Consider the following 16,391-nt stretch of genomic DNA (forward strand, 5'->3'; position numbering starts at 1 on the left):
CCTAGTGATTCGCTTCGGTGGAGCTGCAAAGCTTCACATCGTGATTGCCAATGATCTGCAGCTCCAAAGCCATGTCGCTGTAGCCGGGGTGCTCGTGGTAGGCCTGCATCGTGTCATCCACTGCACGGTTGAACAGCTCGATCAGTCTGGCCGGCTCGCCCTTGTCCTGAGCTTTCTTGATGGCATTGGCAAAACTGATGGCGAAGTGTGTGCCGAATGTCGTGTCAACCTGAAACGGGGAGGTGATGACAGCTTCCATACCGTTGTCCAACAGATGGTTCATGAAGTTTCGGCTCTCCCTGGATGCGCCACTTGTGGTACAGGCTGCTAGCACCGCGAAGCTGCCAGCTCCGAACGTCCTGCGAACTTCTGCATTGATGACACGATCCGGCTTTTCATCCCATGCGTAGGTAATGCCCCCTTTATCGTGATGTGCAAGTAGCAGCAAACCGGTGCGAGGAGGGTTATCGTTACCTCGTGATCTGAGGAAGTTGAATAGTTGAGGGTTGTCACGGTACCAATGGTTCCCGGCCCCTGTTGGGCGCCAGTCCGATTTTGCAAGCAACTCGGCTGCCTCGGCTTGGGCACCTTCAAGTCGATCGGGAATGGCCAGGTCCCAGTTATCGACGCAACTATTCTTGGGGAGTGAATTGGGCTCGGCTACCGGTTGAACGACCGTCAGTCTTTTTGACAGGATCCGTTCCTGGGCATCGGCCGCCAGCAAAGCGAGCGGCAGATATTGAATTGATCCATCGTTATCGAAGTACCGGGTGAGCACCATGGCAGGGGTTGACTGCGCGGCAAGCTCCTTCAGCGTCTTCTTTGCGTGCTCGGTCACTGCATCCTCGCTGCGCTCACGAGCGTTGAAGATGGATGCGGAAAGCTGCCGTACAACGCTGTCGTAAGGGCGTTGCTTGTCAATCTCATCATGAGCCTTGGTAATCGACCGTTGCAGGTTTTCGGGTTGTTGAAGAAAACGGGACAGTTCGTCTTTGAGTGTCCAGGCATGGACGGGAGGGGGGGCGCCTTTATCCAGAGCGCTCTGCAGCTCGGTCCGGCTGACGAAAACGGCCACGGTCTTGGCGTCGCCTTCACGCTTGCTGCCAGTATCGAAGAACTGTAGGGCTGCGTCGGCTTGCGACAGGGGGTCTTGTGCATCCAGTGACAGCAGGCTGTCGATGCCTCCGTCAATGGAGGCTTTGCAATCAGGTGTAGGACTGCCAGCATGCGCCACCACGGGGACATTGATCACGATCTGATCAAGGGGCCGTAAACCACTGAAGTTCCAGATGGAGAATGCAATCTGCGCGCAGCCCGTTCGATTGGCGACGACTATGGGCCAGGTGAGTGGTTCGCTGACGGAAAGTGCCTTGGAAAGTGTCTGCAGTGTTATCTGGCGACTTGCGGCCTGCTCGACCAATTGTAAATCGTTGGCCTGGGGGACCAGCCGGTCCCGTTTAATTTTGAGTACCTTCGCGGTCAGTGGTTGGTCCGCGCGCACGGTCAGAATATCACTGGTAATGACAGGGCGAATCAGCAGGGAGATATCGGCACCTTCTGGAGTTCGTTGGATTTCTCTGAAGATCCACTGCTCTGCTGCTGTCGCGAGGGTGCCGGGGTAGGAAGCCCGCCCTAAGTCAAGCGTCAGGTCGTACTCTCGGTCTGGGTATAGCTGCTGGCTAAATGTTTCACTACCTGACTGATACCAGGTGTTCCAACGTAGGTCGCTGCCTGGCTCGCCGGTAGCGCTCATTGGATGAAACACCATAGGCTCTTGCAGTGCAGTCAGCAGACCTTTATCGACTTTGTCGATCGTTTTCCATTGTGTTTTTTCGACTAGGTGACGCCATTCGTTACGGATATTGTTGTCTACTTCTAGTTCATTCTCGGGAAAGGACGGCCTTGGCCGATACATGGAATCGCGGGTTGTTCTGAATGCCGAGTCGATGTGCTCACGTACCTCCGTAGAGAGTTGTGCATACTTGGACTTGTTGTAGATGACGGCCAAGGCAGAGAAGCGGTGAGAGGTCATTGCTATATAAGGCGTCTCGAAGGAGTGCCCTAACTCCCTCAGGGGAAGTTCGGCAGCATCAATCGTTCCATGCTCCAAGGCTCTGACAATCTCTTTATTGTTCTGCATCAGTACGAGGCTCGCACCAGTAGCCTCAAGGGGGCCACGCATTGGGCTGTCCTGCAATAGCGCCACCCTGCTGCCGCGATAGTCGCCAGGCGACCTGGCCGGTGTTTGGCTGGCGAGTACGTACGTGTCCACATACAGCGCACCGCCAATCTGCCCAAGGCCCGAGCTCTTGAGGCTGGAAAGCAGATAAGGAGTGGTCTCATGGCCGAAAACGCCGGAAAAAAGTTTATCCGCAGCACCTTCGCTAACGATGAACGGTAAGTCGAACACTGCGAAGTTTGGCGCATAGCGACTGATACCACTGGTGGGGACAAGCGCAATGTCGATTTTCCCTTGACGCACCTGGTCGACAACTTCCGAGGCTTCTGACGCTAGCCTCACTTCAACGCTGGCCTGGGTGGGTAGCCTTGTCTTCAACGCTCCGACATCAAAACCGGTGTCCGGGGGTAATGCCACTTGAACAAAGACACTTTGAGACGGCGTTGTTGCAGAGGCCAGGCTGAGCTGGCCAAAGAATATGGCAGTGGCAATCAAACCGGCTTTCATAGTACTCGGCTCCCGCTTTGCCATGCATTGAACCAATGCATGGACAATGCACACGGGTGTGGACCGTGTCTCCAAATGCCATCATTTAATCTAGCTGACGTAAGCCATCGGTCAATGGTCGATGGTGCTCTTTTGCTATCTAGGATGTTGCGCCGACTTCGCTGCGCGCTGCTACATTTTTCCAGGCGTGCATGCGACGGGAGAAACCAATGGTTGGCAACGTTTCAACTGTGTGCCGGGTGGTACTGGTCGTCATCTTTTCCTGGGTTTTGGCAGGTTTGTCCGGCTGTAAACCCGAGATGCTGACTTCCCCCATCCCCAGTCCCTTTACCGTCGCATCGCTACCTATCGGAGCGGCGGGCATTGGTGATGATCGGCAACTGTTTGCCAATCATCTTGCGGCAGAGTTGGCCCGATCTCCGATGGGGCGCGCAAGCAGTGTCCAGGCATGGATCCATTGGCCTGAGCAGGCTGTTGCCGGTCCAACGTCTGAAGTTTCGTTAAGGGGCGTTTCCGTGCTTGTGATTCCAGGAATCTTCGGTGACTGCGTGGCCGATCAGTCGCTGCCGTTCAGCGACGGTACCACCAGGACACCGGTACGCAATCTCACCGAAGGTTACACCTACCTGGCATCCCTTGGGCTCCGACGAGTACGTGCTGTGGCGGTGGGAGGGAGAGTCTCGTCCATGACCAATGGCATGACGATAGCTGATGCCATCCGCCAAGAGGCGATGGATCCGGCAGTATTGCGGATCGTCGTCGTTGGTTACTCGAAAGGCGCGGCGGATACTCTGGAAGCGCTTGCGCAACTGGGAAATAGGGGACTGCCTCGAAAGCCGTTGTCGTTCGTTTCGCTGTCTGGGGTGGTGATGGGCACCCCCCTGGCCGATACCCATGATGACCTTTACAAGAAGCTTGCTTCTCGATTCAACGGATTGCAGTGTACCCCCTCGGATGGACATGAGGTCACGAGCCTCACTCGACGTGAGCGTGTACGTTGGTTGGCGAACCACCCGAGGCTGCCTGAGGTGAACAGCTATACCGTGCTTGCCTACACTGCTGCCGAGGATGTTTCACCGGGATTACGTCCTTTCTACGAACGCCTTGCCAGAGTTGATCCTCGCAATGATGGTCAGATGCTCGCCGCGGAGGCGGTGCTGCCGGGCTCCACCTTGTTGGCAGAAGTGAAATCGGACCACTGGACTTACGTATTGCCTTTGCGAGATCACCCAAACGTGCTGGTGCGTGGCGCTGCGGCCAACCGTTCCTTCCCCCGTGCGGCTTTTTTTCGAGCTTTGTTGCGTACGGTCGTTGAGTTGGACGAGGCGCGGCAACGCCGTAACGATCTAGCCGTCAGTCAACGGAAGCTGTAGGAAACCCCCGCATACACCCCAAACCCTTCCCCCGGCGTCGAGCGGGCGATGTCCTGCCCGGCATCGTTGTACCCCGGTGTCACCGTCGCCGCGTAACGCTTGTTGGTCAGGTTGCGCAGGTCGAGCCAGGTCTGCCAGTCCCGTTTCGGCGAGTCCCAGCCCAGGCGCGCGCCGAGCAGGGCGTAGGCGTCGGCGTGGTAGCTGTTGGCGTAGTCCACCTGCACCTTGGAGGCCATCTGCGTGTTCACCCCGGCGTAGAAGCCGCTCGGCCAGTCGTAGCGCAGTTCGGCCTGGTAGTAGTGCATGGGGATGCCGGGCAGGCGGTTGTCGCCGAACTTGTCGTCGTCGCGGTAGTGGAAGTCGCTGAAGGTGTAGGCCTGGCGCAGGCTGAGCTTGCCGGTGCCCGGCTGTTCCCAGAGCAGGCTGTCCAGGCCGGCCTCGACGCCCTGGTGCACGGTGGGGCTGGCGTTGAACTCCTTGAACGGCAAGCCTTGCACGACTTCCACGTTCAGCAGTTCGTGGCGTACCTGGGCGTAGTACCAGGCCAGGTCCCAGCGCCCCAGTGCCGAATCGCCGCGGGCGCCCAGCTCGAGGGTGGTGGCGGTCTGGTTCTGCATCTTCATGGGCTGGTTGGCGACCGGCGCACTCCAGACCAGCGACCACGGGTGCGGCGGCTCCACCGAGCGGCTGAGGTTGCCGTAGACCTGCAGGTCCGGGTGGATGTCGTAGCGCAGGCCCAGGCGTGGGGCGTAGTCCCAGTCATGCTGGCTGACCTTGCCGCCACTGCTTGGGTAGGTGACGTCGCTTTCGCGGCGGGTGTAGATCATCGCCAGGCCCGTGGTCAGCCACAGGTTCGGAATCAGCTCCAGGTCGTTGCCCGCATGCAGCACGGTGTCCGAACCCTGGTAGCTGAAATCGCGGGTGCGGGCACCGAAATTGTCGCCGCCGTTGCGGGCGAACTGCGAGGCGCCGCTGTTGGGCAAGTGCTTGGTGGTGCGCCAGCCGAGGGTGGTCTTGCTCTCGTGGCCGAACAGGGTGTCGCGCCGCAGGTAGTTCAGCGTGCCGCTGACATCGGTGTAGGCGACCTTCAGGCGCATCGGGCCTTCGCGCAGGTCCATGGGATAGTCGTGATAGACCAGCCCGGCCACCAGACGCGAATCGTCATCCAGGAAGAAGGTGGTCTTGTTGCCCACCCAGGTGCTGCCCGGTTGCGGGCGGCTGTCGTCGCGGGCCAGGTATGCCGGGTTGGCGGCACGGGGATGGTGCTTGATCTGGTCCTTGGTCAGGCGCCCGGCCAGGTCGTTCTCGGTTTCCCGGTAGCGCAGGTAGAAGCGCGTCTCCAGGTTCGGGTTGAAGCGGTAGCCGACGTTGGCGGCGATGCCCTTGGCGCTGCCGCTGCTGTGGTCCTGGTAGCCGTCGTACTCGGCATCGGTCAGGGCCACGTAGTAGTCGAGATTGCCCAGCACCTGCCCGGAGCTGATGTGCCGGCGCTGGTAGCCACGGCTGCCGACTTCGTAGCGCACCTGCAAGGGCGCGGCATCGTAGCCGGTATGGGTCACATAGTTGATCGCGCCACCCAGGGCCAGCGAGCCCTGGTCGAAGCCATTGGCGCCGCGCAGCACTTCGGCACGGCTCAGCCACAGCGGTTCGAACAGTTCATAGGGCGTGCCGCCCGGACCGGTCAGCGGCAGGCCGTCGAACATCGTGTACACGCCCGAGCCGTGGGCGCCCGGCGCGCGGTTGATGCCCGAACCACGGATCGACAGCTTGATGCCATCGTTGCCCGCCGACTGGGCGAACACCCCCGGCTGATAGGCCAGCACGTCCTGGTTGCTGGCCACCCGGCCCTGGCCCACCTTGTCCATGTCCACCAGGTTGCTGGCGCCGGGGATTTCGCGCAGCTGGTCAGCGGCGGCTTCCAGTTCGGATTGCCCCCGGTCGTGGATCAGCACCTGGTCGAGTTCGACGCGGTTGGCGGCCTGAGTGGCGCCGGCGACGAACAGGGCCAGCAGGGAGTAGGGGAGGGTGGGGCGCATGGGGACGGGGTTCCAGATCGAGTGCGGGAGTCTGACGCTGCAAAGGGCAGACGAAGCACAGTGGTCGATCTGTAATCGCAATCGCGGGGCAAGTCGCATCGGCGCACCGCCGCTCCCACGCCATTTCCAGATATCCAGCCCTCTTGAGGCAGCGTGGGAGCGGGCTTGCCCCGCGATGGGATGTAATGCAACGCTAAAAAAACACCCCGCCGAGGCGGGGTGTCTTGTGACGCAGTCAGCCGATCAGCCGATCAGTTGCAGGCCAGCCTGCTGCACCATCTCCAGCAGCGGCTGCGGGTACACGCCCAGCACGAAGGCGAGGATGGCGATGGCCAGCAGCATCACGCCGCCGGTGCGCTGTTCCCACTTCAGCGGGGCGTCGTGGCGACGCAGGTTCGGCTCGACCAGGTACAGGGTGACCATGACGCGCAGGTAGTAGTACACGCCGATGGCGCTACCGATCACCAGGGCGCCGACCAGCCACCACAGGTGCGACTCGACGCCGGTGGCGATGATGTAGAACTTGCCGATGAAGCCTGCGGTCAGCGGGATACCGGCCAGCGACAGCATCATCACGGTCAGTACCGCGGTCAGGTACGGACGGCGCCAGAACAGGCCACGGTACTCGTACAGGGCGTCTGCGTCACGACCGGCGTATGGCGAGGACATCAGGGTGATCACGCCGAAAGCGCCGAGGCTGGTGATCACGTAGGTGACCAGGTACACGCCCATGGCCTCCAAGGCCAAGCCCTTGCTGGCAACCAGGGCAATGACCAGGTAGCCGAAGTGGGCGATGGACGAGTAACCGAGCAGACGCTTGAGGTTGCTCTGGGTCAGCGCCAGCAGGTTGCCGATGATGATCGAGGCAACCGCGATCACCGCCAGCACGGTGCTCAGCACGCCGCTGCTGGCAGCGGGGGAGAGCATGAACAGGCGTACGACCACGGCGAACACCGCGACCTTGCTGGCGGTGGCCAGGAACGCGGCGACCGGCGCCGGGGCACCTTCGTACACGTCCGGGGTCCACAGGTGGAACGGCACCAGCGACAGCTTGAAGGCCAGGCCGACCAGCATCATGCCCAGGCCTAGCTGCGCCAGCAGGCTCGGCATGCTGGTGGCGGCCAGGGCCTTGCCCAGCTGGTCGAAGGTCAGGCTGCCTGCATCAGCGTACAGCAGCGCCATGCCGAACAGCAGGAAGGCGGAACCGGCGGCCGAAAGCACCATGTACTTGATGCCGGCTTCCAGCGAGCGCTTGTTGAAGAAGGCGTACGCCACCAGGCCGTAGACCGGCACCGACAGCAGCTCCAGGCCGATGAACAGGCCGGCCAGGTGGTTGGCGCTGACCAGCACCAGGCCACCCAGTGCCGACATCAGCAGCAGCAGGTACAGCTCTTCACGGTTGCCAGGGAAGCCCTTGGAGCCTTCGCCCAGGTAGGCGTGGGCGAGGGTGACGCAGGCCAGCGTCGCCACCAGGATGATCGCCATGTACAGGCAGGCGAACTTGTCGATGGTCACCAGCGAGGTGACCGCCAGCGGCGCGACTTTAAGTGCCGGCAGGATCGACAGCAGGGCCAGGTTCAGGCCCACGGTGGACAGCAGGAAGGTCTGCGAGTGGTTGCGCTTCCAGGCGATCGCCAGCATCACCACCACCGTGGTGATGGTGGTGATCAGCATCGGCGCCAATGCGATGAAGTGTTGAGTGGTGAATTCCATAGCGCTCTTACCGGGCCGAAGCGAGTTGAGTGAAAGCGGAACCGAGCCACTGCTGCACACCGCTCATGGTGGCGGCAGAGGTGTCCAGGAACGGCTGCGGATACACGCCCAGCAGGATCAGCAGGCCCGCCAGGCCCAGCACCATGATCAGCTCGCGACCGTCCATGCCGGCCAGCACGGTGTCGGCCTTGGCCGGACCGAAGTAGGCGCGGTGGATCATGATCAGCGAGTACACCGAGCCGAATACCAGGCCGGTGGTGGCGATCACGGTGATCCATGGGACGTGGGCGAAGCTGCCGATCAGGATCAGGAACTCGCCGACGAAGTTGCCGGTGCCTGGCAGCCCCAGCGATGCGGCGGCGAAGAACAGGCTGATGGCCGGCAGGTAGGCGATGCGGTGCCACAGGCCACCCATCTCGCGCATGTCACGGGTGTGCAGGCGCTCATACAGCTGGCCGGCCAGGATGAACAGCGCGGCGGCCGACAGGCCGTGGGCCAGCATCTGGATCACCGCGCCCTGCAGGGCCTGCTGGCTGCCGGAGTAGATGCCGATCAGCACGAAGCCCATGTGCGAGACGCTGGAGAAGGCCACCAGGCGCTTGATGTCGGTTTGCGCGAAGGCCAGGAAGGCACCGTAGAAGATACCGATCAGGCCCAGGGTCATGGCGATCGGCGCGAACTCGGCCGAGGCGTTCGGGAACAGCGGCAGGGCGAAGCGCAGCAGGCCGTAGGCCGCGGTCTTCAGCAGGATGCCCGCCAGGTCCACGGAACCTGCGGTCGGCGCCTGGGCGTGAGCGTCAGGCAGCCAGGAGTGGAACGGCACCACCGGCAGCTTCACCGCGAAGGCGATGAAGAAGCCCAGCATCAGGATGTACTCGACGCCGGCCGGCAGCTCGGCCTTGAGCAGGTCGCTGTAGTTGAAGGTGATCACGCCGGTGCTGTTGTAGTTGACCAGCACCAGGCCGAGGATCGCCACCAGCATGATCAGGCCGCTGGCCTGGGTGAAGATGAAGAACTTGGTCGCCGCGTAGATCCGGGTCTTCTTGCCGTCGGAGGAGCTGTGACCCCAGAGCGCGATGAGGAAGTACATCGGCACCAGCATCATTTCCCAGAAGAAGAAGAACAGGAACAGGTCCAGGGCCAGGAACACGCCGACCACGCCGCCGAGGATCCACATCAGGTTGAGGTGGAAGAAGCCGACGTGGCGCTGGATCTCTTTCCACGAGCACAGCACCGACAGCACGCCGAGCAGGCCGGTGAGCAGGATCATCAGCAGCGACAGGCCGTCGAGGGCCAGGTGGATGCTGATGCCGAAGCGCTTGATCCACTCGACCTTGTATTCGAGGGCCCAGGCGGGTTCGGCGCCCGGCGCGGGGGCCAGGGTGTAGTTGCCGTTCGCCCACAGCCACAGGCCGATGCCAAGCAGCAGGGACATGGTCAGCAGCGCGATCCAGCGCGGCAGGGTGGCGCCGAAGCGCTCACCCAGCCAGCACAGGAAGCCGCCGATGAAGGGGATCAGGATCAGCCAAGGCAAAATCATGACGGGTTGGTTTCCTTTGGCAAAGTCGCAAGATTCATAGTCATACCGCGGCCACTACCACGGCACCGAGCACCAGCACGGCGCCCACGGCGATCGAGGCGGTGTACCAGCGCAGCTGGCCGGTCTCGGTCTTGCTCATGGCGACGTGGCCGCCACGGGCCATCCGAGGGATGAGGCCGATGCTGCGGTCAACCGGGTCCTTGCGCAGGATGTGGCTGATCAGCAGGTAAGGTTTGACGAAGAGCTTGTCGTAGATCCAGTCGAAGCCCCAGGCGGCGAACCACCAGGCCGACAGGACGCGACCGATACCGCTGTTGGCGACCGCAGTGACGAAGCGGCGCTTGCCCAGGAACAGCAGGGCCGACAGCAGGATACCGGCGATGGCGATGGCGCCCGAGGCGATCTCCAGCGAGTGCTTGGCTTCGCCACCGGCGTGGCCGGCGCTCTCAGGCAGCACGCCTGCCAGCGGCGGATGGATCCAGGCGCCGATGAAGGTCGACAGCACGATCAGCACGCCCAGCGGCAGCCAGTGGCTGATGCCGTGGCCGGCGTGGGCTTCGGTCTTGGCTTCGCCGTGGAAGGCGATGAAGATCAGGCGGAAGGTGTACAGCGAGGTCATGAACGCGCCCACCAGACCTGCGTACAGCAGGCCGGTGTTGCCGCTGGCGAAGGCTTCCCAGAGGATCTCGTCCTTGGAGTAGAAGCCCACGGTCAGAATCGGCAGGGCAGCCAGGGCGGCGCCACCGACCACGAAGCTGGCGTAGGCCAGCGGCAGCTTCTTCCACAGGCCGCCCATCTTGAAGATGTTTTGCTCGTGGTGGCAGGCGACGATCACCGCGCCGGAGGCAAGGAACAGCAGGGCCTTGAAGAAGGCGTGGGTCATCAGGTGGAAGATCGCCGCGTCCCAGGCACCGACGCCCAGGGCCAGGAACATGTAGCCGATCTGGCTCATGGTCGAGTAGGCGAGGATACGCTTGATGTCGGTTTGTACCAGGGCCGCGAAGCCGGCCAGGACCAGGGTCACGCCACCCACGACGCCGACCAGGTGCAGGACGTCCGGCGCCAGCAGGAACAGGCCGTTGGTACGGGCGATCAGGTACACGCCCGCGGTCACCATGGTGGCCGCGTGGATCAGCGCCGAAACCGGGGTCGGGCCGGCCATCGCGTCGGCCAGCCAGGTCTGCAGCGGCAGCTGCGCCGATTTACCGACTGCGCCACCCAGCAGCATCAGGGTCGCCAGGACCATCCAGGTGTCACCAGCCTGGAACTTCTGCGGTGCCAGCACCAGCAGTTCCTGCACGTTCAGGGTACCCAGCTGGACGAACAGGATGAACAGGCCGATGGCCATGAACACGTCGCCGATGCGGGTGACGATGAACGCCTTGAGTGCCGCGTTACCGTTGTTGCGGTTGCTGTAGTAGAAACCGATCAACAGGTACGAGCACAGGCCCACGCCTTCCCAGCCGAAGTAGATGAACAGCAGGTTGTCGCCCAGCACCAGGAACAGCATGCTGGCGATGAACAGGTTGGTGTACGAGAAGAAGCGCGAGTAACCGGCTTCGCCACGCATGTACCAGGAAGCGAACAGGTGGATCAGGAAGCCTACACCGGTGACCACGCCCAGCATGGTGACCGACAGGCCATCCACGTACAGGGTGAAGTTCGGCGCGAAGCCGTCCACCGACATCCACTGCCACAGCAGCTGGCTGTACGCGCCGCCTTCAGGCGGGGCGACGTTGAACTGCCAGATCACGTAGGCGGCGGTGGCCGCCGACAGACCGACCGAGCCAACGCCGACCAGCGCCGACAGGTTCTCGGACCAGCGGCCGCGCGAGAACGACAGCAGCAGGAAGCCGATCAGGGGGAATACGAACGTCAGGAAGATAAGGTTCATCCGCGCATCTCACTGGCAGCATCGATGTCGAGAGTGTGGAAGCGGCGATACAGCTGCAGCAGGATCGCCAGGCCAATGCTGGCCTCGGCGGCTGCCAGGCTGATCACCAGAATGAACATCACCTGGCCGTCGGGCTGGACCCAACGGGCGCCGGCGACGATGAACGCCAGGGCGGAGGCGTTCATCATGACTTCCAGGCTCATGAGCACGAAGAGGATGTTGCGGCGGACCATCAGGCCAACCAGACCTAAGCAGAACAGGATGCCGGCGACCGCCAGACCATGCTCGAGAGGGATAGCACCCATGATTTACTCCTTCGCCTCGTTGCGGCCCAGGTGGAAGGCGGTGACGGCTGCCGCGAGCAGCAGCATCGAGGCCAGTTCGACCACCAGCAGGTACGGCCCGAACAGGCTGATGCCGACTTCCTTGGCGCTGACGGTGGTACCGCTGATGGCGGCGCCCGATGGGGTGACGAACAGCACGTACAGCAGCTCCAGCAGCAGCAGGGCGGCGAGGATCACCGGCCCCGCCCAGATGCCGGGCTTGAGCCAGCCGCGCTCCTGGGCGACCGAGGCCGGCCCGAGGTTGAGCATCATCACCACGAACACGAACAGCACCATGATGGCGCCGGCGTAGGCGATCACTTCCAGGGCGCCGGCGAACGGCGCACCGAGGGAGAAGAAGATCATCGCCACGGAGATCAGCGAAATGATCAGGTAGAGCAGGGCGTGCACCGGGTTGGTGCCAGTCACCACGCGCAGCGTGGAGACGACGGCGACACCGGATGCGAAGTAGAAAGCGAATTCCATCTTTCTGTCCTTATGGGAGCAAGCTCTTCACGTTGATCGGCTCGGCTTCGTTCTGCGCGGAGCCTTTCGGCTTGCCAGCGATCGCCATGCCCGCAACACGGTAGAAGTTGTAGTCAGGGTTCTTGCCGGGGCCGGAGATCAGCAGATCTTCTTTCTCGTACACCAGGTCCTGACGCTTGAACTCGGCCATTTCGAAATCCGGAGTCAGCTGGATCGCGGTGGTCGGGCACGCCTCTTCGCACAGGCCGCAGAAGATGCAGCGCGAGAAGTTGATGCGGAAGAACTCGGGGTACCAACGGCCGTCCTCGGTCTCGGCCTTCTGCAGGGAGATGCAGCCGACCGGGCAGGCCACCGCGCAGAGGTTGCACGCCACGCAGCGCTCCTCGCCGTCGGGGTCGCGGGTGAGGACGATGCGGCCGCGGTAGCGCGGCGGCAGGTACACGGGTTCTTCGGGGTACTGCAGGGTGTCGCGCTTGCGGAACCCGTGGGAGAACACCATGGCCAGGCTGCGCAGCTGTGTGCCGGTGCCCTTAACGATGTCGCCGATATACTTGAACATGGGTCAAATCCTCACTGGGCCGCGACGGCTGGCGTGTTGTAGAGCACGATCGCAGCGGTCACCAGCAAATTGATCAGGGTCAGCGGCAGGCAGAACTTCCAGCTGAAGTCCATCACCTGGTCATAGCGTGGGCGCGGGATCGAGGCGCGCAGCAGGATGAACAGCATGATGAAGAACGCGGTCTTCAGGGCGAACCACAGGAACGGTACCTGCGGCAGGATGCCGAACGGACCGTGCCAGCCACCGAAGAACAGGGTTACCAGCAGCGCCGAGATCAGGATGATGCCGATGTACTCACCGACGAAGAACATGCCCCATTTCATGCCGGCATATTCGATGTGGTAGCCGTCGGCCAGTTCCTGTTCCGCTTCCGGCTGGTCGAACGGGTGACGGTGAGTCACGGCGACGCCAGCGATGAAGAAGGTGCAGAAGCCGAAGAACTGCGGAATGATGAACCACAGGTTGTTGGCCTGGTATTCAACGATGTCGCGCATGTTGAACGAGCCCACCTGCACCACCACGCCCATCAGCGCCAGGCCCAGGAACACTTCGTACGACACGGTCTGCGCCGAGGCCCGCAGGCTGCCCAGCAGGGCGTACTTGTTGTTCGACGACCAGCCGGCGAACAGCACGGCATACACCGACAGACCGGCCATGGCGAAGAAGAACAGCAGGCCGATGTTCAGGTCGGCGACGCCCCAGCCCGGGGTGATCGGGATGATCGAGAAGCCGATCAGCAGGGCGCTCATGGCCACGACCGGCGCCAGGGTGAAGATCATCTTGTCGACGAAGGGCGGGTTCCAGTCTTCCTTGAAGAACATCTTCAGCATGTCGGCGGCGATCTGGAACATGCCGAACGGGCCGACACGGTTCGGACCGTAGCGGTCCTGCCACCAGCCCAGCAGGCGACGCTCGACGAAGCTGAGCAGCGCGCCGCAGACCACCACGGCCAGCAGCACCACGATGGCCTTGACGACCTGAATGATCACATCGATCACTTCGGGGGTGAACCAGCTCATTGTGCTGCCTCCTGCAGGCCTTCGACGGCTGCACCGAAGATGGCGGGCGGAATGCCGGCCAGGCCTTTGGGCAACGCAACCAGGCCAGCGCCCAGTTCTTCATTGATACGCAGCGGCAGACGCAGCGACACGCCGGCCACGTTCAGGCTCAGCATTGCGCCGTCGTTGACGCCCAGGCGGTCGGCTTCGGACTTGGCCAGGCCGACGTAGGCGGCCGGGATGCGCTCCTGCACCGGGGCTGCGCGGGAGGAGGACTCCTCACTGCCGAACAGGTGGAAGAACGGTACAGCGGTCCAGGTGCCGCGAGCCGGGTTGAACGCGCCCGGAATGGCGGTGAACCAGTCGAGCTTGTCGCCTTGCGATTCGATCAGGCGCACGCCCGGGTCACCGGCACGCAGGTGGCCACCCACTTCGTCCTGGAACTTGTTCCAGGCCTGCGGCGAGTTCCAGCCCGGCGACCAGGCGAACGGCACTTGCTGACGCGGTTCGGCCGAGCCCGAGTAGCCTTCCATGGAGAAGGCGAACGCAGTGTCCTTGTCCTGCGGGGTACGCGGCTCGTGCACGCTGATGTTGGCGCGCATGGCGGTACGGCCCGAGTAGCGCAGCGGCTCGCGGGCCAGCTTCATGCCCTTGATGCGGAAGGCGGCGCTTGGTGCGGCATTGACGATGCCGGCCAGTTGCGGGGCGGCTTCGGCGCAGGCGCTGGTGACGTGGTCCAGCTGGGTCCAGTCCACCGGCTTGTTGAGCAGGGTGGCACGCAGGGCGTGCATCCAGCGCCAGCCTTCGTGGATCTGGATGCTGCTGTCCAGGTACTGCGGGTCGAACACCTGGAAGAAGCGCTGGGCACGGCCTTCCTGGCTGACCAGGGTGCCGTCGCCTTCGGCGAAGGAGGCGGCCGGCAGCACCAGGTGGGCGCGGTCGAGGGTGGCGGTCTTGGAGTGGTCGGCGACGATCACCACCTTGGCCGCGGCCAGGGCAGCGTCGACCTTGGCGGCCGGTACGCGGGCGTACAGGTCGTTCTCCAGCACGACGATGGCGTCGGCCTTGCCGCTGATCACGGCGTCCAGGGCCGCGTCGACGGACTCACCGCCCATCATCGCCATGCCGAGGCTGTTGGCCTCTGGCACGACCAGGCTCAGCGAACCGTTCTTCTCGCGCAGCTTGAGGGCCTTGGCGATGTTGGCGGCGGCTTCGATCAGCGCAGGGTCAGCCAGGGACGTGCCGGAGACCACCAGTGGGCGCTTGGCGGCGACCAGGGCGTCGGCGATGCGCTGGGCCAGGGCCTTGGCTTCGTCGCAGGCCGGCGACGGCAGGCGCGCTCGGGTCGATGGCGTGGGCCACGGCGAAACCGATGCGGGCCAGGTCGGCGGGAGCGGCGTGCACGCACTCTTCGGCGACATCGTCCAGCTTGGTTTCAGCCAAGGATGCGATGAACAGCGGGTACAGCGCGTGCTGGCCGATGTTCTTCACCGCGGCGTCCAGCCAAGGCTGTACGCGCATGGCGTCGGCCATGGCCTCGGCCTTGCCCTTGGTGGCCTGGCGCACGGCCAGGGCGACGCGGGCAGCGGTCTGGGTCAGGTCTTCGCCGAGCACGAACACGGCGTCGTGGTCTTCGATGTCGCGCAGGGTCGGGACCGGCAGCGGGCTGTCGTTCAGCACGTTCAGCGCCAGGCGCACGCGGGCCAGTTCGCCAGCTTCCATGCCCGAGTAGAAGTACTCGGCGCCGACCAGCTCACGCAGGCCGTAGTTGCTCTCGAGGCTGGCGCGTGGCGAGCCGATGCCGACGATGGTGCGGCCGCGCAGCAGGTCGGCGGCCTTGTCCAGGGCGGCGTCCAGGCTCAGCTTGCTGCCATCGGCGAGGAACGGCTGACGTGGACGGTCCTTGCGGTTGACGTAGCCATAGCCGAAGCGGCCACGGTCGCACAGGAAGTACTGGTTCACCGAGCCGTTGAAGCGGTTCTCGATGCGGCGCAGTTCGCCGTAGCGCTCGCCGGGGCTGATGTTGCAGCCGCTGGAGCAGCCATGGCAGATGCTCGGGGCGAACTGCATGTCCCACTTGCGGTTGTAGCGCTCGGAGTGAGTCTTGTCGGTGAACACACCGGTCGGGCAGACCTCGGTGAGGTTGCCGGAGAACTCGCTTTCCAGCACGCCGTCTTCGACGCGACCGAAGTAAACGTTGTCGTGGGCGCCGTATACGCCCAGGTCGGTGCCGCCGGCGTAGTCCTTGTAGTAGCGCACGCAGCGGTAGCAGGCGATGCAGCGGTTCATCTCATGGGCGATGAACGGGCCGAGGTCCTGGTTCTGGTGGGTACGCTTGGTGAAACGGTAGCGGCGCTCGTTGTGGCCGGTCATTACCGTCATGTCCTGCAGGTGGCAGTGACCGCCTTCCTCGCACACCGGGCAGTCGTGCGGGTGGTTGGTCATCAGCCATTCGACGACGCTGGCGCGGAACGCCTTGGACTCGTCATCGTCGATGGAGATCCAGGTGCCGTCGGAGGCGGGGGTCATGCAGGACATGACGATACGACCACGGGTGTCGTTCTCGTCGGTGTACTGCTTGACCGCGCACTGCCGGCAGGCGCCGACGCTACCGAGCGCCGGGTGCCAGCAGAAATAGGGGATGTCGAGGCCGAGCGACAGACAGGCCTGTAACAGGTTGTCCGCACCGTTGACTTCGAGCGCTTTGCCGTCTACGTGGATAGTGGCCATTGTTCAAAGTTCTTCGTTGGCCCGCGTGGGCGGGCGTGGCTAATGGAAATCGG

Annotated in this window: 10 protein-coding genes and 1 pseudogene; 1 reads left to right on the top strand and 10 read right to left on the bottom strand. The window is 63.2% G+C overall.

Going from position 1 to position 16,391, the window contains the following annotated elements; translation table 11 throughout:
* Position 1: 1 nt before the first annotated feature.
* The gene (locus VUG52_RS09825) at positions 2 to 2,686 is read right to left on the bottom strand and encodes a TRAP transporter substrate-binding protein (protein ID WP_050706498.1); all 2,685 of its coding nucleotides are present in this window, start codon (positions 2,684 to 2,686) and stop codon (positions 2 to 4) included.
* A gap of 209 nt (positions 2,687 to 2,895) precedes the next feature.
* Here VUG52_RS09825 and VUG52_RS09830 point away from each other — a divergent pair, with 209 nt between their 5' ends.
* Positions 2,896 to 4,059 carry a hypothetical protein gene (locus VUG52_RS09830; protein ID WP_156329658.1) on the top strand — a complete coding sequence of 388 codons (1,164 nt, stop codon included), beginning with the start codon at positions 2,896 to 2,898 and terminating at the stop codon, positions 4,057 to 4,059.
* Here VUG52_RS09830 and VUG52_RS09835 read toward each other — a convergent pair.
* From VUG52_RS09835 to nuoG, 9 genes and pseudogenes are all read right to left on the bottom strand, one after another.
* Positions 4,044 to 6,095 (bottom strand): TonB-dependent receptor family protein, encoded by a 2,052-nt coding sequence (locus VUG52_RS09835; RefSeq protein WP_220690004.1) that lies wholly within the window; start codon positions 6,093 to 6,095, stop codon positions 4,044 to 4,046. The two genes, VUG52_RS09830 and VUG52_RS09835, sit on opposite strands and share 16 nt — an antisense overlap.
* A 243-nt stretch (positions 6,096 to 6,338) precedes the next feature.
* Positions 6,339 to 7,808, bottom strand: a complete 1,470-nt coding sequence (nuoN, locus tag VUG52_RS09840) for an NADH-quinone oxidoreductase subunit NuoN (protein WP_038706426.1) — start codon at positions 7,806 to 7,808, stop codon at positions 6,339 to 6,341.
* Between the two features lie 7 nt (positions 7,809 to 7,815).
* Entirely contained in the window at positions 7,816 to 9,348 is a 1,533-nt protein-coding gene (gene nuoM, locus VUG52_RS09845; RefSeq protein WP_050706496.1) for an NADH-quinone oxidoreductase subunit M, read from the bottom strand.
* A 40-nt stretch (positions 9,349 to 9,388) separates the two neighbouring features.
* The gene (gene nuoL, locus VUG52_RS09850; RefSeq protein ID WP_050706495.1) at positions 9,389 to 11,242 is read right to left on the bottom strand and encodes an NADH-quinone oxidoreductase subunit L; all 1,854 of its coding nucleotides are present in this window, start codon (positions 11,240 to 11,242) and stop codon (positions 9,389 to 9,391) included.
* Positions 11,239 to 11,547, bottom strand: a complete 309-nt coding sequence (gene nuoK / locus VUG52_RS09855; RefSeq protein ID WP_008096201.1) for an NADH-quinone oxidoreductase subunit NuoK — start codon at positions 11,545 to 11,547, stop codon at positions 11,239 to 11,241. The genes nuoL and nuoK overlap by 4 nt, the downstream gene beginning before the upstream one ends.
* A 3-nt stretch (positions 11,548 to 11,550) precedes the next feature.
* Positions 11,551 to 12,051 (bottom strand): NADH-quinone oxidoreductase subunit J, encoded by a 501-nt coding sequence (gene nuoJ, locus VUG52_RS09860; protein ID WP_023631348.1) that lies wholly within the window; start codon positions 12,049 to 12,051, stop codon positions 11,551 to 11,553.
* 10 nt (positions 12,052 to 12,061) lie between these two features.
* Positions 12,062 to 12,610 carry an NADH-quinone oxidoreductase subunit NuoI gene (nuoI, locus tag VUG52_RS09865; protein WP_003251442.1) on the bottom strand — a complete coding sequence of 183 codons (549 nt, stop codon included), beginning with the start codon at positions 12,608 to 12,610 and terminating at the stop codon, positions 12,062 to 12,064.
* 11 nt (positions 12,611 to 12,621) lie between these two features.
* Entirely contained in the window at positions 12,622 to 13,629 is a 1,008-nt protein-coding gene (gene nuoH, locus VUG52_RS09870) for an NADH-quinone oxidoreductase subunit NuoH (protein ID WP_050706494.1), read from the bottom strand.
* Positions 13,626 to 16,338 (bottom strand): annotated as a pseudogene (gene nuoG, locus VUG52_RS09875) (NADH-quinone oxidoreductase subunit NuoG). Before nuoG ends, nuoH begins: the two are co-directional and overlap by 4 nt.
* Positions 16,339 to 16,391 lie beyond the last annotated feature (53 nt).

Source organism: Pseudomonas sp. LH21 (assembly GCF_036549575.1).
GTDB lineage: Bacteria > Pseudomonadota > Gammaproteobacteria > Pseudomonadales > Pseudomonadaceae > Aquipseudomonas > Aquipseudomonas peradeniyensis.